General features: G+C 74.1%; 18 protein-coding genes. 9 read left to right on the top strand and 9 right to left on the bottom strand.

Going from position 1 to position 16,596, the window contains the following annotated elements; genetic code table 11:
• The first annotated feature begins 155 nt into the window (after positions 1–155).
• Complete coding sequence (locus ABZW32_RS03625; protein WP_356210648.1) at positions 156–1,223, top strand: esterase-like activity of phytase family protein; 1,068 nt, start codon at positions 156–158, stop codon at positions 1,221–1,223.
• Here the strand turns inward: ABZW32_RS03625 and ABZW32_RS03620 are convergent.
• Positions 1,220–2,572 (bottom strand): carboxyl transferase domain-containing protein, encoded by a 1,353-nt coding sequence (locus ABZW32_RS03620; protein WP_356210646.1) that lies wholly within the window; start codon positions 2,570–2,572, stop codon positions 1,220–1,222. The genes ABZW32_RS03625 and ABZW32_RS03620 overlap by 4 nt on opposite strands.
• Positions 2,573–2,589: 17 nt before the next feature.
• Entirely contained in the window at positions 2,590–3,279 is a 690-nt protein-coding gene (locus ABZW32_RS03615) for a LysE family transporter (RefSeq protein WP_356210644.1), read from the bottom strand.
• A gap of 70 nt (positions 3,280–3,349) precedes the next feature.
• Here ABZW32_RS03615 and ABZW32_RS03610 point away from each other — a divergent pair, with 70 nt between their 5' ends.
• Positions 3,350–3,790 carry an Lrp/AsnC family transcriptional regulator gene (locus ABZW32_RS03610; RefSeq protein ID WP_356210642.1) on the top strand — a complete coding sequence of 147 codons (441 nt, stop codon included), beginning with the start codon at positions 3,350–3,352 and terminating at the stop codon, positions 3,788–3,790.
• Between the two features lie 194 nt (positions 3,791–3,984).
• Entirely contained in the window at positions 3,985–5,094 is a 1,110-nt protein-coding gene (locus tag ABZW32_RS03605) for a CorA family divalent cation transporter (protein WP_356210640.1), read from the top strand.
• On the opposite strand, the gene ABZW32_RS03600 is transcribed toward ABZW32_RS03605, so the two are convergent.
• Both ABZW32_RS03600 and ABZW32_RS03595 read right to left on the bottom strand, forming a co-directional pair.
• Positions 5,091–6,707, bottom strand: a complete 1,617-nt coding sequence (locus ABZW32_RS03600) for a GAF domain-containing protein (protein ID WP_356210637.1) — start codon at positions 6,705–6,707, stop codon at positions 5,091–5,093. The genes ABZW32_RS03605 and ABZW32_RS03600 overlap by 4 nt on opposite strands.
• Positions 6,704–7,741 (bottom strand): rod shape-determining protein, encoded by a 1,038-nt coding sequence (locus ABZW32_RS03595; RefSeq protein WP_356210634.1) that lies wholly within the window; start codon positions 7,739–7,741, stop codon positions 6,704–6,706. The genes ABZW32_RS03600 and ABZW32_RS03595 overlap by 4 nt, the downstream gene beginning before the upstream one ends.
• A 221-nt stretch (positions 7,742–7,962) precedes the next feature.
• Here ABZW32_RS03595 and ABZW32_RS03590 point away from each other — a divergent pair, with 221 nt between their 5' ends.
• On the top strand, positions 7,963–8,661 hold the full coding sequence (locus ABZW32_RS03590; RefSeq protein ID WP_356210631.1) for a triacylglycerol lipase: 699 nt from the start codon (positions 7,963–7,965) through the stop codon (positions 8,659–8,661).
• A 31-nt stretch (positions 8,662–8,692) separates the two neighbouring features.
• Here ABZW32_RS03590 and ABZW32_RS03585 read toward each other — a convergent pair whose 3' ends face one another.
• A complete protein-coding gene (locus ABZW32_RS03585; RefSeq protein ID WP_356210628.1) occupies positions 8,693–9,286 on the bottom strand; it encodes a hypothetical protein in 594 nt (197 codons plus the stop codon).
• Positions 9,287–9,364: 78 nt separating this feature from the next.
• Here ABZW32_RS03585 and ABZW32_RS03580 point away from each other — a divergent pair, with 78 nt between their 5' ends.
• Positions 9,365–10,081: a hypothetical protein gene (locus tag ABZW32_RS03580; RefSeq protein ID WP_356210626.1), complete on the top strand. Its 717-nt coding sequence runs from the start codon at positions 9,365–9,367 to the stop codon at positions 10,079–10,081.
• A gap of 32 nt (positions 10,082–10,113) precedes the next feature.
• Here the strand turns inward: ABZW32_RS03580 and ABZW32_RS03575 are convergent, their stop codons facing one another.
• Positions 10,114–10,536 (bottom strand): MarR family transcriptional regulator, encoded by a 423-nt coding sequence (locus ABZW32_RS03575; protein WP_356210624.1) that lies wholly within the window; start codon positions 10,534–10,536, stop codon positions 10,114–10,116.
• A gap of 108 nt (positions 10,537–10,644) precedes the next feature.
• Here ABZW32_RS03575 and ABZW32_RS03570 point away from each other — a divergent pair, with 108 nt between their 5' ends.
• The 3 genes from ABZW32_RS03570 (at position 10,645) to ABZW32_RS03560 (ending at position 13,272) form a co-directional block, all read left to right on the top strand.
• Positions 10,645–11,667 carry an NADP-dependent oxidoreductase gene (locus ABZW32_RS03570; protein ID WP_356210622.1) on the top strand — a complete coding sequence of 341 codons (1,023 nt, stop codon included), beginning with the start codon at positions 10,645–10,647 and terminating at the stop codon, positions 11,665–11,667.
• A gap of 64 nt (positions 11,668–11,731) precedes the next feature.
• Positions 11,732–12,157 (top strand): organic hydroperoxide resistance protein, encoded by a 426-nt coding sequence (locus ABZW32_RS03565; protein WP_356210619.1) that lies wholly within the window; start codon positions 11,732–11,734, stop codon positions 12,155–12,157.
• 86 nt (positions 12,158–12,243) lie between these two features.
• On the top strand, positions 12,244–13,272 hold the full coding sequence (locus ABZW32_RS03560; RefSeq protein ID WP_356210616.1) for an EI24 domain-containing protein: 1,029 nt from the start codon (positions 12,244–12,246) through the stop codon (positions 13,270–13,272).
• 17 nt (positions 13,273–13,289) lie between these two features.
• Here the strand turns inward: ABZW32_RS03560 and ABZW32_RS03555 are convergent, their stop codons facing one another.
• On the bottom strand, positions 13,290–14,189 hold the full coding sequence (locus ABZW32_RS03555) for an NAD(P)-binding domain-containing protein (protein WP_356210613.1): 900 nt from the start codon (positions 14,187–14,189) through the stop codon (positions 13,290–13,292).
• 147 nt (positions 14,190–14,336) lie between these two features.
• Here ABZW32_RS03555 and ABZW32_RS03550 point away from each other — a divergent pair, with 147 nt between their 5' ends.
• Positions 14,337–14,624, top strand: coding sequence for a helix-turn-helix domain-containing protein (locus ABZW32_RS03550; RefSeq protein WP_356210610.1), 288 nt, complete (start codon positions 14,337–14,339; stop codon positions 14,622–14,624).
• Between the two features lie 7 nt (positions 14,625–14,631).
• On the opposite strand, the gene ABZW32_RS03545 is transcribed toward ABZW32_RS03550, so the two are convergent.
• Positions 14,632–15,348: a carbon-nitrogen hydrolase family protein gene (locus ABZW32_RS03545; RefSeq protein ID WP_356210608.1), complete on the bottom strand. Its 717-nt coding sequence runs from the start codon at positions 15,346–15,348 to the stop codon at positions 14,632–14,634.
• Between the two features lie 32 nt (positions 15,349–15,380).
• Positions 15,381–16,577, bottom strand: a complete 1,197-nt coding sequence (locus tag ABZW32_RS03540) for a low temperature requirement protein A (RefSeq protein WP_356210606.1) — start codon at positions 16,575–16,577, stop codon at positions 15,381–15,383.
• Positions 16,578–16,596 lie beyond the last annotated feature (19 nt).

The following is a 16,596-nucleotide window of genomic DNA, read 5'->3' as shown; positions in this document are numbered from 1 at the left end:
CCGGGCCGACGCCGCGGGTGTGACGGGGAGTTGGCGGGTCCGTTGCCGCGTCGTTGCCGGGCCTTCCGATTCCTTTCGATCAGACATATGACAGTTCGGTACTCCCTCGCCCGTGCCGACGCGGGCGATCCGGCCGAACCAGGAGGAAGGCCTCCATGCGCCTTCGCACGCTCGTCACCACCGCCGTGGCCACCGCCGCCCTCACCGCGGCGCTCACGCCCCACGCCCTCGCGGCCCCCCGCGCCGACGACCGGGCCTGCTCGCCCCACATGACGGTCCGCGGGTTCTCCGACTCCCTCGACAAGACCCTCCTCGACGGCAGGCTCGTCGGCGGCATCTCCGGTCTCTCCCTCGACCGGGACGGCAAGGTCGCCGCCGTGTCCGACCGGTCGGCCCTCTACACGCTGGACGTGGCCCGCGGGGACACGCCCACCGCCCGCGCCACGCGCCGGCTCCCCCTCACCGACGGCGCGGGAGCGGTCACCGACTCCGAGGGGGTGGTCGTCGACCGCGACGGCACCTACCTGGTCACCGACGAGACCACCCCCGCGATCCGCCGCTACGACCGCACCGGCCGGGTGCTCTCCGTCCTCCCGGTCCCGCCCGCCTTCCGGATCGCGCCGCAGGGACGCGCCACGGTCAACCAGACCTTCGAGTCCCTCACCCTGCTGCCCGGCGGACACACCCTGGTCGCGGGCCTGGAGGGGCCGCTCGCCGGGGACGGCAAGGACGCCCGGGGGCGCACCCTCCAGCGGATCCAGACCTGGGAGCGGCGCGGGAACGGGGAGTTCGTCCTGGGCCGCCAGTACGCGTATCCCGTCGACGCGGGCCACGGCCTCGTCGAGCTCGCGCCGACCGGGGACGGACGGCTGATCGTGCTGGAGCGGGGCTTCACGCAGCAGTTCGCCATCACCGCGCGGCTGTACGTGGCCGATCCGCTGGGCGCCGACGACACCTCGCGGACGCAGACGCTGACCGAGGGCCACGGCCTGCGGCCCGCCCGCAAGACGCCGATCGGCGACTTCAACGACTGCCCGACGCTCGGCGCCCCGTCGAAGCTGCCGCAGAACCACCCCCTCGTCGACAACATCGAGGGCATGGTCGCCACCGGAATCGACGGATCCGGGCGGGTGCGGCTGCTGCTGGCCAGCGACGACAACGAGTTCCCGCAGCAGATCACCCGGCTGTACCGGGTGGACGTGAAGCTGCCGCGCCGCGTCTAGACGCCGGCCGCCGGGGCCACCACGCCCCGCGCCACCCCCAGGGCGACCAGGTCCTGGGGGCGGATGCGGAGCTGGTCCGCCGTCGCGGGGGCCTCCGCGGACGGGCGCTTGAGGATGGCCGCCGCCAGCTCCGGGGCGATGACGGAGAAGTAGCTGTCGGGGGTGACCCAGGTGTTCCCCGGGGCGGCCAGGGCCAGCGCCCCGCCCGAGCCGCCCTCGCCGATGAGCAGGGTGGTCACCGGGACCGTCGCCGCCGCGAGCGCCGCGAAGGTGTCGGCGATGGCGGGGCCGGCGCCCGCGTGTTCGGCGGCGGCGTCGTTGGCCGCTCCCGGGGTGTCCACCAGGGTGAGCACCGGGATCCCCAGCCGGTCCGCGAGGCGGATCACGCGGGCCGCCGTACGGTAGCCCGCCGGGCGGGTGGCGGTGCCGCACTGGGCCGCGTACGCCACGGCCCGGCCCCCGCGCAGCCCGATCCCGCACAGCACGCCGGGGTCGGCGCCGCCGGAGCGGTCCCCGTGCAGGGGCAGGCGCAGCTCGAAGTACGCCTCCAGGTACGCCCGCGCGCGCGGGCGGTCCGGGTGCCGGGCCTGCCGTACGGCGTCCCAGCCGGTCTCCGGGGGCGCTACGCCGGCCAGCGCGGCCGGGGGCTCGACGGGCGCGGTGGCGCGGGGCGCGGCCAGTACGCGCAGCCAGTTCCCGAGGACGGCCGGGAGCTCCCCGGGCGGCACGACGGCGTCCACGTGCCCGGCGGCGTACTGCCCCTCGGCGGTGTAGGCCGCCGGATCGGCGTCCGCCGGCCGCACCCGGGACCCGGCGAAGCCGACCTGCGCCCCGGGCAGCGCGAGCACCACGTCGGCCCCCGCACCGAGGGTGGCCCAGCCGCCGCCGGTGGTGGGGTCGCGCAGCACCGCGATCTGCGGGAGGCCGGCGGCGCGGGTCAGCACGCACTGCCGGGCCACGCGCTGGAGTTGCGTCAGCGCGAGCATGCCCTCCTGCATGCGGGAGCCGCCGGTCGCGATCAGGGACACCAGGGGCAGGCGGTGCGCGCGGGCGTGGGCGTAGGCGGCTTCGAGGCGGTCCCCGGTGCGTTCGCCGAGCGATCCGCCGAGGAAGCCGAACTCGAAGGCGATCAGAGCGGCTTCGCGGCCCCCGACGCGGGCGGTGCCGGTGACGACGGACTCCTGCTCGCCGGTACGGGCCGTGGCGCGGGCGCGCGAGGCGTCGTAGCCGGTCCAGCCGAGGGGGCCGTCGTCGGCGGACTCCCTCGGGGGCACGGGGAGTTCGGTGAAGGTGCCGGGGTCGGCGAGGGCGGCGATGGCGGCGCGGGCGGAGAGGCGGGTCGTCGTCACGGATTCACCCTATGGGGTCATGTCAGGTCGGGCAGGGGGAAGGCGATCTTCAGGGCGTAGGCCGCGACGAGGCCGTATCCGAGGCGGAAGGTCCAGGCGCGGGCGGCGGGGGAGATCCTGCGGCCGGCGAAGGCGCCGAGGGCGACGAGGGTCTGCTGCCACAGGAGGGAGGCGGCGGCGACGCCGACGAGGAAGGCGCCGGCGGTGGCGTGGGTGGTGAGGGCGGAGGCCTGGGCGGTGGTGAGGGCGGCGAAGTAGAGGGCGGTGGTGGGGTTCACGGCGGTGAGACCGACGTACCGGCCGAACGCCCTGACGGCCCCGGCCCCTGCCCCGGCGACGCCCCCCGGGTCCCGGGCCTCGTGCGGTGGGGGCGGGGCCGATGGGGCGGCGGGGGCTGGAAGGGCGGCGGGGGCTGGACGGGCGGAACGGTGGAGGGCGTGGACGGCGATGGACAGGAGGACCGCGGCCGCGACGAGGCGGATCCAGGCCTCGACGGGCGAGACCCTGGAGGCCACCCACGGTCCCACCGCGGTGGCCAGGGCCGCGTAGCCCAGGTCGACCGCCGCGATGCCGGCCGCCGCGGCCACCGCAGTGCGGCGGTGGCGCATCGCCTCCTGGAGCAGCAGCACGCTCATCGCGCCCATCGGCATCGCCACGCCCAGGCCCGCGACCGCGCCCGACAGCGCGGGGGAGAAGAGTTCGCTCATGGAGGGGAGGGTGGGGTGCGGGGGCACCCGGTGGGCGGCCCGTATCGGCTCCGGCTGCGAGAATCGCGGTATGGACCGCCTCGACAGGGAAATCCTCGGCATCCTGCAGCAGGATGCGCGGATCTCGTACCGCGACCTCGGCGTCCGCGTCGGGCTCAGTGCCAACGCCACCGCCGACCGGGTGCGCCGGATGCGGCGGGACGGGGTGATCCGCGGGTTCACCGTCATCGTGGATCCGGCCGCCGACACCCGGGGCGGGCTCGTGGTCTTCATCGACCTCGTGCTGCGGCAGGACACGACCAACGAGGAGTTCGAGCAGCGGGTCGCCACCCTCGCGGGGATCACCGAGGTGGTGCACGTGACGGGGGAGTACGACTACCTCGTACGGGCGCGGGCCGCGGACCCCGCCGCGCTCGACGTGCTGCTGCGCCGGCTCAAGCGGGAGGCCGGGGTGGCGCAGTCCAGTACCCGGATCGCGTTGCGGGCCGCCACCAGGCACCCGGCCGGGTGATGTCGCCCGGATGTCCGCGACCCGGCGGCCAGGACCACGGCCCCGCCCGGGTCGGGCGGTAGCGTGCCGGTGGACGCCGGACGTCCGGGGCCGGGCAGTCCCGCGCCCGCGTCCGGGGAGCGGGGGGACGGCAAGCGGGGAGCCGGGTCGTACCCGCCTGCCCGGCGGCGCACTGTCATCCTCGGTGAGGGGCGATGAACGTATCGGTGGTGTCGATGCCGGAGGGCGTCGTCACGCGCACGGACCTGTCCGCGGCCCGGGAGCGGCTGGCGGCTTCCGACTTCGTGATCGTGGACATCGACCTGGGCGAGGAGCCCGAGCCCGACGAGGAGCCCGGGCCCGAGGAGGGGCCCGCACCCGGCGGGGAGCCCGGGCCCGAGGAGGAGCCGCTCTTCCGCGGACTCGGACTGGACGACGAGGTCTGGGAGTGGCTCGGCAGACCGCGCGAACCCGTGCGGGTGGAGTACCGCGGGGACATCGTCGGGTGCGTCGTGCCGGTGGTCGACGGCAGCCGGATCGTCCACGTCCACCTGCTCGCCAGCGAGCGCCATCTCGTCACGGTGCACCACGGGCCCGTCGAGGTGATCGAGACCTTCGTCGAACGGTTGCCGCAGGACAGGCCCGCCGACGCGGCGGCCACGGTGTTCCTCTTCCTGCACGACGTGCTGGAGGGGTTCCGCCGGGCCGCCTCCCAGGCCCTGCTGGAGGTCGAGGACATCGAGGAGGCGATGTTCGAGCAGTGGGAGCCGCGGGACGTCCACCGCCTGGCCCAGGTGCGCCGGCGTGCGGCCCAGCTGCACCGCGCGTTCCGTCCCTACGCCGCGGTCGCGCAGGAGTTCCTCGCGCGCCGGGGGTTGGCGAACCGCGACATCCCCGAGGAGCGGCGGGCGTTGCACCGCCTGCACGAGAGCACCGTGCGGCTGGTGGTGCTGGAGATCGAGTCCCTGCGGGACGAGACCCGGCGGGCCGCCGACAGCTACGCCTCCCTGGTCGCCGACCGGCAGAACCTCGTGATCAACCGACTCGCCATCGTCTCCGTGATCTTCCTGCCGCTGTCGTTCCTGACCGGCTTCTTCGGCATGAACTTCGGCTTCATGAGCACCCTCATGTCGAGCGAGAAGGCCTTCCTCGCGCTCGGCATCGGCATGCAGGTGTGCGCCCTGTTCGTGGCCCTCTACTTCGTGCTGTACCGCACGCACTGGCGCCAGCTCCGGGGCGGCGCGCCGGACGACGACGACGCCGACCGGCGTCGGCGCCGGCGGCTGCTGCGGGCAAGGCGCCGCCCCGACGGCGAAGGGTCCTAGAGCGCCGACTCCCACCGCAGCGTCGTCCCCCGGGCGCCCGCCTCCGTACGGCCGTCGTCCGTGACCGTCAGGCGGACCCGGGTCCGGGTCGCGTCCACCCGGACCTGGATGGAGGTGACCCCCGAGCGCCGGTGGGCCGCGGCCAGGGCCCCGCGCAGGGCGGAGAGCAGCTCGCCCGCCACCGGGTCCGGGACCAGCGCGTCCACCGCCCCCGTGAAGTGCACCGACGGCTGGAAGCCCAGGGGCACCGCCGCCCCGCCGGTCTCGCGCAGGACCCGGCCCCGGAAGGTCGCGGGGGCGTCGCTCGGGGGCTGCTGGAGGGCGAAGATGGCCGTGCGGACCTCCTGGATGGTGGAGTCCAGTTCGTCCACGGCCCGGCTCAGTTCCTCTCCGACCGTGTCCCCCGACGGGGCGTTCGAGGAGCGCCGCCGGGTGCTCTCCAGCATCATCTCCGTGGCGAACAGCCGCTGCACCACGAGGTCGTGGAGGTCGCGGGCGATCCGGTCCCGGTCCTCGTACACCGCGAGCTGTTCGCGGTCGTGCTGGGCGTCGGCCAGGACCAGGGCCAGCGCCGCCTGCGAGGCGAACTGCGAGGCCAGCAGCCGGTCCACCGCGTCGTACGCCGGCCCGCCCCGGGCCCGCGGCAGGGCGAGGGTGCCGATCAGCTGGCCGCCGCTCTGGAGCGGCAGCATCATGCTGGGGCCGAAGCGTTCCCGTACGTGGGTGGTCATCCGGGGATCGGTCGCGGAGTCCTCGATGAAGACCGGCTCCCCGCCCAGGAGCTGCTCCAGCACCGCCGATCCGGGGGCGATGGCCGTGCCGACCAGGTCGCCGGGATCCCCGTGCGTGGAGGCGGCGACGATCTCCATGCCGCCCTCCGGAGTGGGCTGGAGCACCACCCCGGCCGCGGCGTCCGCGAGCAGCCGGGCGCGTTCGGCCACGCACATCAGGGCGTCGGCCGCCGGGCGCCCCGCCAGCAGGGTGGTGGTCACGGCCGCGGCGCCCTCGATCCAGCGCTCCCGGCGGCGGGCGGTCTCGTAGAGGCGGGCGTTGCCGATCGCTATGCCCGCCTGTGAGGCCAGGACCCGGACCAGCGCGAGGTCCTCCTCGGTGAAGGGGCCGCCGCCGGCCTTCTCGGTGAGGTAGAGGTTGCCGAACACCTCGGTGTGCACCCGGATGGGTACGCCGAGGAAGCTGCGCATGGGCGGGTGGCCGGGCGGGAAGCCGGCCGAGCGGGGGTCCTTCGTCAGGTCGTCCAGCATCAGCGGTCGCGGGTCGTCGACGAGCGCGCCGAGCACACCGGCGCGCCCGTCGGGCAGGCGGGCTACGGCGGCCCGTTCGGCCTCGCTCATCCCGGCGGTGAACAGCCGGGTCGGCCGGACGCGCTCGGGGTCGACGACCCCGAGCGCGCCGTACCGTGCCGCGCACAGTTCGGCGGCGGACTCCACGATGTGCTGGAGGGTGGTCCGCAGCTCCTGCTCGGAGCCGACGTTGAGGACCGCCTCCAGGAGCACGGGCAGGCTGGACGGCTCGTCCGGTGCCGGTGTCGCCTCCTGCGCCGGTGTTGGCGCCGCGGCCGGGCGGGGTTCCGGATCGTGTGTGTCCGGCGTCATTCGGACAGCGGGTTGAGGACCATGGGGGCGATCTTTCCTTCGAGCATCGCGCCGAGACCCATCACGGCGCACACGTCGGGCCGTTCCGCGATGGCCACGGGCATTCCGGTCGCGTCCCGCAGCATCTGGTCCAGGCCCGGCAGCAGGGCGCTGCCTCCCACCATCATGATCCCCCGGTCCGTCAGGTCCGCGACCAGGTCGGGCGGGCACTCCCGGAGGATCTTGCCGATGCCGTCCAGGACGGCGGTCAGGGGGGTGTGGATGGCGTCCCGGACGGCCGCGGTGTCCACGTGGACGGAGCGGGCGAGTCCGGTGGCCACGTCGCGGCCGTGGATGAGGGTGGAGGCCGGGCCCTCGGCGGTGATGCCGTTGCCGTGCAGGGCCAGTTGCAGGGGGCGCACCGCCTGGCTCGGCAGCATCAGCGCGTGCGCGTGCCGCAGGTGCTGGACCACGGCGTGGTCGATGGCCTCGCCGCCGACGGGGATCCGCTCGGCGGTGACGATCGAGCCGAGGGAGAGGACCGCCACCTGGGTGGCCGCCGCCCCGCACACCATGATCATCGTCGCGGTCGGCTGCTCCACGGGCAGGCCGCAGCCGACGGCCGCCGCGATCAGGGTGTCGACCAGCTCGACGCGGCGGGCGCCGAGTCCGACGAGGGTCTCGACGGTCGCCCGCTGGGCGAGCGGATCGGCGTCGTGCGGGGTGCAGGCGGCGGCCCGCAGCCGTGGCTTGCGGCGCAGGGCGCGCCGCAGCTTCTCGCCGAGGAGGTGACGCAGCATCCGCTGGGCCATCTCGATGTCGACGACGGTGCCACCGGAGACGGGCCGTACGACCCGGATGTAGTCGGGCGTGCGGCCCGTCATCCGCTCGGCGAAGGAGCCGACGGCGATGAGTGCGCCGGTCCTCGTGTTCACCGCGGCGACGCTGGGCTCGTCGACGACCAGTCCGGCTCCCTTGACGTAGACGCGGGTCCTGGCGGCCCCCAGGTCGACGGCGACGTGGCAGCGGCGCAGCTGCTCAAGACTGACGGTCACGGCAGATCCTCCCGAGTGCGCTGACGCAAGAAGACCGACGATCGCCGGTCGCAATTCATATCTTCTCGGGTAAATGGGTCAACCCGCCCGTTGAAATGCTCCGGGTGGGGTGGGGCGCATGCGTCCCGGGGTGCTGCACGGGGGTGGATTTCTGTACCGACAGGCACCACCATGCGCGCACCGCCCGCGCTACCGACGCGTAACAAGGTAAAGGGGACCCGATGCTGACGACCCGCCAGGCGATCCTGGCCCTCCCGGCCCTCTGTCTCGCCCTCCTCGCGCCCGCCCCGGCCCACGCGCAGGACGCCCCGGCCGTCCGCGCCGCACCGCGCGTTCCGGTGGTCTTCGTCCACGGCTACAACGCCGACCCCGGTATCTGGGGCGCCCTGCGCGAGGACCTGCGCGCCGACGGGTACGCGGACTCGGAGCTCTTCTCCTGGGGTTACGACACCCACCAGTCGGTCAACGAGGTGCTCTCCGGACGGCTCGCCGCCTACGTCGACCAGGTCCGCCGGCAGACCGGCGCCGCCCGGGTGGACATCGTCGGCCACTCCTTCGGATCGCTCGTCAGCCGCTGGTACGTCAAGTTCGGCGGCGGAGCCGCGGCCGTGGACCACTGGGTCTCCCTGGCCGGCCCCAACCACGGCACCTCCACCGCCTGGGCGTGCGCCCTGTGGGACCAGGCGTGCCGGGACATGACCCCCGGGTCGTACGTGGTGAAGAACCTGGCCTCGGGGGACGAGACCCCGGGCGCGGTGAAGTACGCGACGTTCTGGTCGGCGTGCGACGAGGTGGTCAACCCGGACGACAGCGTCCCGCTCGCCGGGGCCCTCAACACGCCGGTCGGCTGCCTGAAGCACAACGACCTGCTCGGCGACGAGGCCACCTCGGCCGGCGTCCGGGCCTTCCTCCGCTCCTAGCTCCCGCGGCCCTGCGGCCGGTCCGGTCCGGTCAGGCGGCCGGTCCTTCGGGCCGTGCCGCGTCCCCGGGCTGCACCCGCTGGAGCAGGCCGTACGTGAACTCCGCGACCAGCGGCCGCCCGGACGCGGTGAACGCCAGGCGCCAGCGGGTCGGCGCGGTGCCCTCCATCGGCCGGGCCGGGGGGAAGGCCCGTGCCACCTCGTCCACCGTCGCCGACCAGGGCCGCAGGTCCTCGGCAGCCCTGAGGGCGGGGCCCGGTGCACCCGGGGCACGGACCAGCCACTCGTTCCAGACCGCCCCGTCCGGGGCGGCCAGCACCTCGAAGCGCAGCCGAGGCCAGAGCGGCACCGGCCACAGCAGCGCCTCGCACTCCAGATCCCCGATCCGGCGCCGCTCGGCGGACTCCGGCGGTCCCAGCACCGACCGGTAGCGGGCCAGGGCCCCGCGGGAGCGCGGCGACCGGACCATCGCCTGCCAGCGCCGGTTGGCCTCCCGCTGTTCGGCGAGCGTGGCACCGAGGCGCAGCCGGGCCTCCTCGGCCAGGTCCGGCTGGAAGTCCGCCATCCGCCGCAGCAGCACCAGCTGGAAGGCGGTGGGACCGAAGGAGTGCGGGGTCGCGGTCATGGAGGCAACGATTCCACACAGGATCCTTACGTTCCCGGAATGCCGTTGTTGCCGAGAGCGGCATAGCCTGCGGGCGCCATGAACTACTGCCCCGCCTGCCACAGACACCTCAATGGCGCGCTCGCCTGCGCCGGGTGCGGAACTCCGGCCGAGTACCTGACGGTCGCCCCGCAGCCCGGCCCCGCGGTGCCGCCGGCCCCGCAGCCCGCCCTGGCGGAGGTGTTCGCCGACTCCCTCGTGGTGCTCTCGACGCCGCACGAGGGGCGCGCGGGCACCCGCCGCAAGGCCGTCACCCAGCGCAGGCGCCGCCGGACCGTGCTGACGGTCGGCCTCGGGCTGCTGCTGGCGACCGGGGGCTCCATGGCGGTGGCCCGGATCGTGACGGGCGACGAGGGCGTCGACCGGGCCGCCGAGGTGGTGCTGACGGACGACGGCCCGAAGGATCCGGATCCGCTGCCCAGCCTGGGGGGCGGGCCCGCCGCGCCGTCGGCCCTGCCTTCGGCGAAGGCCGCCGCGGGGGTGGCGAAGTCGGCCGGGGCCGGCGGTGGACCGAGCGGGTCCGCGCAGCCTTCGGCGGGAGCGAGCGCCTCCGCCACCGGGACGGCGGGGCCGTCGCAGGGTGCTCCCGGCGGCGGGGCGTCCGTACGGCCGTCGACGTCGGGCCGGCCCGGGCCCGGTCCCACCGGCACGGCGAAGCCCGGGAAGCCCCCGAAGCCGTCGGCGACGAAGCCCGCGCCGACGCCCACGCCGGCGCCGACCAAGAGCTGCGTGTTCTGGATCTTCGGCTGCTCCTGAGCGGTGCTCCGGGATCGGTGATCCGGGGCCGCTCAGGCCAGCATCCGCCTGAGCAGGTCCCGCAGGGCCGTGCGCTCCTCGGCGGAGAGCCCGGCGAGCGGTTCGCGCGCGAAGTCCAGGGACTCGCGCAGCCGCTCCGCGGTCTGGAGCCCCTCATCGGTGGGGGCGGCCAGCTTCACCCGGCGGTCGGCCGGGTCCGGGCGGCGTTCGACCAGGCCGCGGGTCTCCAGCCGGTCGACGATGCCGGTCACGTTCGAGGGCTCGCAGCGCAGCTTCTGCGCGATGCGGCGCATGGGGAGCGGCTCCAGGGACAGCAGCGTCAGCACCCTGGCCTGGGCGCCGGTGAGCTGGTGGCTGGCGGCCGCGTCCTCGTATTCCGTGTGGTAGCGGGCCACGACATCGCCGATGAGCTCGACGACCTCGACGGTCACTGGGTCTGCGCGACGACTGGGCATGACTCCAGCGTACCCATTTACTTGACAACATGAAATATCCAGGAGCATGGTTGTTTCACGTTGTGAAGTATTCCTTCGCGCCAGCACCGCTTCCCCCAGGAGTTCCGCATGTCTCAGATCCCCGCCGTCAGCCGCGAGTGGCACCTCGTCCGCCGTCCGCAGGGGTGGCCGGTCGCCGAGGACTTCGCCCTGCGCGAGGCGCCCGTCTCCGCCGAGCCCGCCCCCGGCCGGATCCTGGTCCGCAACCTCCACATGTCCGTGGACCCGTACATGCGCGGCCGGATGAACGACACCAAGTCCTACATCCCGCCCTTCCGGCTCGACGAGCCGATGGAGGGCGGCGCGGTCGGCGAGGTCGTCGCCTCCGCCGCCGAGGGCTTCGCGGTGGGCGACCACGTCCTGCACGGCCTGGGCTGGCGCGAGTACGCCGACCTCGACGCGAAGCAGGCCGTCAAGGTCGACGCCGCCCTCGCTCCGCTCTCCGCCTACCTCGGCGTCCTCGGCATGCCGGGCCTGACCGCCTACGCCGGCCTCTTCGAGGTGGCCTCCTTCAAGGAGGGCGACGCCGTCTTCGTCTCGGGCGCGGCGGGTGCCGTCGGCGGCCTCGTCGGCCAGTTCGCGAAGATCAAGGGCGCCTCCCGGGTGATCGGCTCCGCCGGCTCGGACGAGAAGGTGACGCTGCTCACGCAGAAGTACGGCTTCGACGCCGCCTTCAACTACAAGAACGGCCCCGTCGCCGAGCAGCTGCGCGCCGCCGCGCCCGAGGGCATCGACGTCTACTTCGACAACGTCGGCGGGGACCACCTGGAGGCCGCCATCTCCGCCCTGAACGTGCACGGCCGCGCCACCCTGTGCGGGGCCATCGCGGGCTACAACGACACCGAGCCGGCCCCGGGCCCGCGCAACCTCATGATGGTGATCGGCAAGCGCCTGCGCCTCCAGGGCATCCTGGTCGGCGACCACTACGGGCTCCAGGAGCAGTTCGTCAAGGACGTGGCCGGATGGCTGGCCTCCGGAGAGCTGCGTTACGACGAGACGGTCGTCGAGGGCGTCGAGAACGCGGCCGGCGCCTTCCTCGGAATGCTGCGCGGAGAGAACACCGGAAAGATGATCGTTTCTTTCACCGGTTAGGCTCACTCCACACCGTCGCGATCGTGGGCGCGCATCGCGGCGATTCATCTGGAGGATCCACTTCATGTCCATCACGCAGTCCGACGTCGCGTACACCGCTGTCGCCACCGCCGAGAACGGCCGTGACGGCCGCGTCGCCACCAACGACGGGCAGCTCGACGTCGTCGTGAACCCGCCGAAGGAGCTCGGCGGCAGCGGCGCCGGCACCAACCCGGAGCAGCTGTTCGCCGCCGGCTACAGCGCCTGCTTCCAGGGTGCCCTCAGCGTCGCGGCCCGCAACGAGAACGTCGACGTCGCCGGCTCCACCGTGACCGCCGAGGTCGGCATCGGCAAGAACGACGAGGGCTTCGGCATCATCGTCAAGATCACGGCCTCGATCCCGACCGTCGACGCCGCCACCGCCAAGGACCTGGTCGAGAAGGCCCACCAGATCTGCCCGTACTCCAAGGCGACCCGCGGCAACATCTCGGTCGAGCTGAACGTCGCCTGACCGCACGCCGCATCCGCGTCCTGACGGAACGCGAGTGGAGGCCGCATCCCCTCGGGGGTGCGGCCTCCGCCGTTTAAACTGCCCCCATGCGTGATCTTGCGGGGGGATTCCGGTACTTGCTCACCGGACAGAGATGGGTGTTCCGGAACGGCCGATGGCTGGGCTTCGGCCTGCTGCCGGGCCTGGTCTCGCTGCTGCTCTACGCCGCGGCCCTGACCGGTCTCTTCTACGGCGCCGATGACTTCACCACCTGGGCCACGCCCTTCGCCTCGGACTGGTCCTCGCCCTGGCTCGGCCTCTTCCGCGGCTTCCTGACCGCACTGGTCGTCTCCCTCGGGCTGTTCCTCACGGTGATCACCTTCACCGCCGTGACCCTGCTCGTCGGCCAGCCCTTCTACGAGTCCCTCTCGGAGCAGGTCGACCGCACCGAGGGCGGTGAGGTCCCCGAGTCGGGGCGCTCGTTCTGGGAGGACCTGTGGATCTCCGCCCGGGACAGCCTGCGGCTGCTGGTGCGGGTGCTGCTCTACGGGATCCTGCTGTTCGCCCTCGGCCTCATCCCGGTCGTCGGCCAGACCGTCGTCCCGGTGATCGGCTTCCTCGTCTCCGGGTTCTTCCTCACCCAGGAGCTCACCTCCGTCGCCCTCCAGCGGCGCCGGGTCGACCTCGACGAGCAGCTGGCCCTGCTGCGCGGACGGCGTGCGCTGGCGCTCGGCTTCGGGGTGCCGCTGGTGCTGGTGTTCCTGGTCCCGCTGGTCGCGGTCTTCCTGATGCCGGGTGCCGTGGCGGGGGCGACCCTGATGGCGCGCGAGCTGACCGGCGAGGACGAGGAGCCGTCCGGCGAGCAGGAGGGTGAGGGGCCCCACTCCGCGCAGCCCGCCGCCCCGGCCTGGACCCCGGCTCCGGGGCAGCCGCAGGGGTACCCGCAGCCGCAGGGTTACCCGCAGCCGCAGGGCTATCCGCAGGCCCCGGGGCACCCGCAGGCGCAGGCTTATCCGCAGGCCCAGGGCTATCCGCAGGCGCAGGCGTACCCCCAGCCTCAGGGTTACCCGCAGGCCCAGGCGTACCCCCAGGCCCCGGCCCCCGGGTTCGGGCCGCCTCCGCCCTCGTACCCGTAGGACCGCCGCGGCCGGGGCTACGCGGCGCCGCGCCGCAGCAGGGTGATCGCCCCGACGGTGTCCTCCGCGCCGTGCCGGGCCGGGTCGGCCTCCAGCCGCTCCCGCATCAGGTCCAGGTACGGGGAGATCAGCTCGGTGCTGACCCCCTGGTCCGCGGCGGTGCGCAGGAGGGTGCCGCTCGCCGCGACCTGCATGGCCAGGTTGGACACCACCCCGGTGGTGAAGTCCCGCGAGGTCAGCCGCTCGGCGGCGTTCCCGACGAAGAAGCCCATCGCGCCCAGCCACTCGGACAGCAGCGGGGACAGGTCCCCCGGCGCGATGTCCTCGCCCTCGATCAGGGCGTAGGCGTGCGAGATCCCCGCGAAGAGTCCCGTCATCGCGCTGAGCAGCGCCACGTCGTGCAGGGCCGCGTGGCCGGGGTCCTCACCGACGAAACGGGCGGCGGCCGGGGCCTCCAGGACCTCCCGGTGGGCTTCGAAGAGGGCGCGGGAGCCGCTGTAGAAGACGTAGGCGCCGGATCCGGGGGTGCCGATCATCGTCGGGGTGCCCATGATCCCGGCGTCCACGAAGCGGGCGCCGCGCTCCTCGGCCCAGCGGGCCCGGTCCCGGCCCTCGGCGGGGGTGCCGGTGGTGAGGTTGACCAGGTCCTTGCCGGTCAGGTCGACCCCGTCCAGCACCGCCGCGATGCTCGCGTCGTCCAGCAGGCAGAGCACGACGAGACCGTTCGCCGCGACGGCCGCGGCGGGGTCAGCGGCGACCCGGGCGCCGTGCGGGGTCAGGGCCCCGGCCTTGGCGGCGGTGCGGTTCCAGACGGTCACGGGGTGCCCGGCGGTGAGCCAGCGGCGGGCCAGGGCGGCGCCCATGTCGCCGAGTCCGAGGAGGGTGAGCGGACGCTTCGTCACATGTGTGTCGGTCATGCCGTTTAGCCTGGTGGCGGGCGCCGTGGCGCTCAAGTACGCACTTCGGGGTGGGTGGTTACCCCGAGGTGAGCGAGCAGGTGGGAGGGGTGTGGGGTGGCGGTGGCGCGAAGGCCCGGGGCGGACCACTGTGGGATCGCGGCGGCGATGTCCGTGATCGACGGGAAGTGGAAGGTCTCCGTCCTGTGGGAGTTGGAGCGTTCCCCGCGCCGCCGCTTCGGGGAGCTGCGCCGGCTGGTCCCGGGGGTGTCGGAGAAGGTGCTCACCGCGCAGCTGCGCGAACTGGAGGAGGACGGCATCGTCCACCGCGAGGTCTACGACGAGGTCCCGCCGCGCGTGGAGTACTCCCTGACCCCCCTCGGCCAGGAGCTGGGCACCGCCCTGGAGTCGCTGGGGGAATGGGGCGCCAAGCACCTCCTCCCCGAATCCGCCTGAATGGGGGTCAGCCGGCGGTGACCTCGACCGTCACCACGCCCGGGGTGTCGGCGCCGGCCTCGGCGAGCAGTTCCCCGCCCGGGGCCCACACCGCCGAGCGGCCGCATCCCGTCCAGGGGCCCGCCCGGCCGACGTGGTTGGCGAGGACCGTGTACAGGCCGTTCTCCCGCGCGATCCCCGGATGGACGGTGGCCCGCTCGGCGATCCCGTCGCCCGTGCCGTACAGGGAACTCGCCAGGTGCACCCGGCAGCCGTCGGCGGCCGCGCGGCCGGTCAGTTCGGGGAAGTGGTTGTCGAAGCAGACGGCGAGGGAGAAGCGGATCCCGCCGAGCTCGAAGCGCCCGTCCTGCGTGCCCGCGACGAAGACGCCCTGCTCGTGACGGTACAGGTGCTGTTTGGCGTACGTCGTCACGTGCGCGCCGTCCGCGTCGTACACCAGGGTCGCGATGGCGGGCCGCGGGCCGTCGGTGCGCAGGGCGACGTTGACGGCGGTCGCGATCCGCGCCGAGCGCAGCGCGTCGAGGCGGGGGTCGTCGGGTCCGTCCACCCACAGCTCCGGGTTCCCGGCCAGCGCCTCCAGCTCGTACCCGGTGAGCGTGAACTCCGGGAAGACCACCAGCGCGGCGCCCTCGTCGCGGGCGGCCGCGGCCAGCTCGGCGGCCAGGGCGGCGTTGGCGGGGACGTCGGCGGGGACGCAGCAGAACTGCGCGGCGGCGATCTTCACGTGCTTCAGGATGTCAGTCGGCCGGACCCGGCTCAGGGGGAGGGGTCGGCCCCCGGATCCCGCAGCCGCCCTTCGGGTGCCGGGCCGCCCGGGAGGCGGCCGTCCCGGCGTACGAGGGCCAGCTCGGTCAGGTTCAGGGCCGTCACCAGGAGGGACAGCAGAGCCAGTGCCCCCAGCGAGGGCAGCAGGGCCGCCGCCGGGAGCACGGCCAGGACGGCCGCGGCGGCCCCCAGCCGGGTCACCGACCACGAGCGGAACAGGTGCCAGCGGGTGTACCCGAAGGTGGCCAGGAAGAGCGCGCAGCCCCCGTACAGCAGGGCGGCGACGCCCAGCGGGAGCCGTTCGCCGGGACGGGCCACCGCCTCGGCCATGCCGACGGCCACCGCGATGACCGAGGCGATCAGCGAGAGGTGCCCGTACGAGAGGACCTGCCGGGCCACGTCCGCCCGTACGGCGGCGGTCTCCAGGCCGTGGCGGACGGCGTCCGCGGCCAGGTGGAAGTACACCCACCACAGTCCGCAGACCAGGGTGAAGGCCACCGCGACGGCGGTCAGGGAACCCGCACCCAGCTCGGGGGAGGTGGCCACCGGCGCCCCGACGGCCACGATCGACTCGCCCAGGGCGATCATCACGAACAGCCCGAACCGTTCGGCGAGGTGCCCCGACTCGAAGGTGAGCCGGACCATGGCCCGGCGGGTCAGCCGGGGCGCGGCCAGGTCCACGGCCGCGGCCAGCGCCCACAGCCAGGTCCGGGTCCCGCCGTCGAGGAAGGCCCCGGCCAGCAGCAGCGGACCGCTGATCAGCACCGACAGGGTCACCGGGGTCGGGGTCAGCCGGCGGGAGCGGCCGTGTGCCAGGGCGGCGAGGACCACGCGGGCGCAGAAGTAGGCGCCGGCGAAGAGCGCTCCGCGGTCCCCGAAGGCGCCGGGCAGGGCCAGGGCCATCATCAGGCCGCACAGGCCGGCGGCGAACAGGCCGAGCCGGTTCAGCGGCCGGTCCGCGTCGTGGGTGTTGGCGTGGACGGTGTTGCCGACCCACACCCAGTAGACGGGCACGAAGACGATCAGGGCCCGGCCGGTGCCGGCCCAGCCGTGGTCGTGGTGGAGCAGCGCGGAGACCTGGGTCACCGCGAACACCAGCACCAGGTCGAAGAACAGCTCCGACCAGGCCACCTTCTTCTCCGGCCCTTGAGCCTGCTCCCGCTCCTGCTCCTGTTTCTCCAACCCCACGGCATGTCCCCCCAGTTCC

The sequence above is a fragment of the Streptomyces sp. NPDC004667 genome (assembly GCF_040609475.1).
Lineage (GTDB): Bacteria > Actinomycetota > Actinomycetes > Streptomycetales > Streptomycetaceae > Streptomyces.
The sequence above is the reverse complement of the archived record's forward strand: the minus strand, read 5'-3'. Positions and strand labels throughout refer to the sequence as shown.

What these genes read in the sequence shown, in the direction of transcription:
- ABZW32_RS03555 (WP_356210613.1), bottom strand. Translation starts at nt 14,189, where the DNA reads ATGACCGACACACATGTGACGAAGCGTCCGCTCACCCTCCTCGGACTC.
- ABZW32_RS03570 (WP_356210622.1), top strand. Translation starts at nt 10,645, where the DNA reads ATGTCTCAGATCCCCGCCGTCAGCCGCGAGTGGCACCTCGTCCGCCGT.
- ABZW32_RS03565 (WP_356210619.1), top strand. Translation starts at nt 11,732, where the DNA reads ATGTCCATCACGCAGTCCGACGTCGCGTACACCGCTGTCGCCACCGCC.
- ABZW32_RS03575 (WP_356210624.1), bottom strand. Translation starts at nt 10,536, where the DNA reads ATGCCCAGTCGTCGCGCAGACCCAGTGACCGTCGAGGTCGTCGAGCTC.
- ABZW32_RS03625 (WP_356210648.1), top strand. Translation starts at nt 156, where the DNA reads ATGCGCCTTCGCACGCTCGTCACCACCGCCGTGGCCACCGCCGCCCTC.
- ABZW32_RS03590 (WP_356210631.1), top strand. Translation starts at nt 7,963, where the DNA reads ATGCTGACGACCCGCCAGGCGATCCTGGCCCTCCCGGCCCTCTGTCTC.
- ABZW32_RS03605 (WP_356210640.1), top strand. Translation starts at nt 3,985, where the DNA reads ATGAACGTATCGGTGGTGTCGATGCCGGAGGGCGTCGTCACGCGCACG.
- ABZW32_RS03560 (WP_356210616.1), top strand. Translation starts at nt 12,244, where the DNA reads ATGCGTGATCTTGCGGGGGGATTCCGGTACTTGCTCACCGGACAGAGA.
- ABZW32_RS03585 (WP_356210628.1), bottom strand. Translation starts at nt 9,286, where the DNA reads ATGACCGCGACCCCGCACTCCTTCGGTCCCACCGCCTTCCAGCTGGTG.
- ABZW32_RS03610 (WP_356210642.1), top strand. Translation starts at nt 3,350, where the DNA reads ATGGACCGCCTCGACAGGGAAATCCTCGGCATCCTGCAGCAGGATGCG.
- ABZW32_RS03550 (WP_356210610.1), top strand. Translation starts at nt 14,337, where the DNA reads ATGTCCGTGATCGACGGGAAGTGGAAGGTCTCCGTCCTGTGGGAGTTG.
- ABZW32_RS03615 (WP_356210644.1), bottom strand. Translation starts at nt 3,279, where the DNA reads ATGAGCGAACTCTTCTCCCCCGCGCTGTCGGGCGCGGTCGCGGGCCTG.
- ABZW32_RS03600 (WP_356210637.1), bottom strand. Translation starts at nt 6,707, where the DNA reads ATGACGCCGGACACACACGATCCGGAACCCCGCCCGGCCGCGGCGCCA.
- ABZW32_RS03580 (WP_356210626.1), top strand. Translation starts at nt 9,365, where the DNA reads ATGAACTACTGCCCCGCCTGCCACAGACACCTCAATGGCGCGCTCGCC.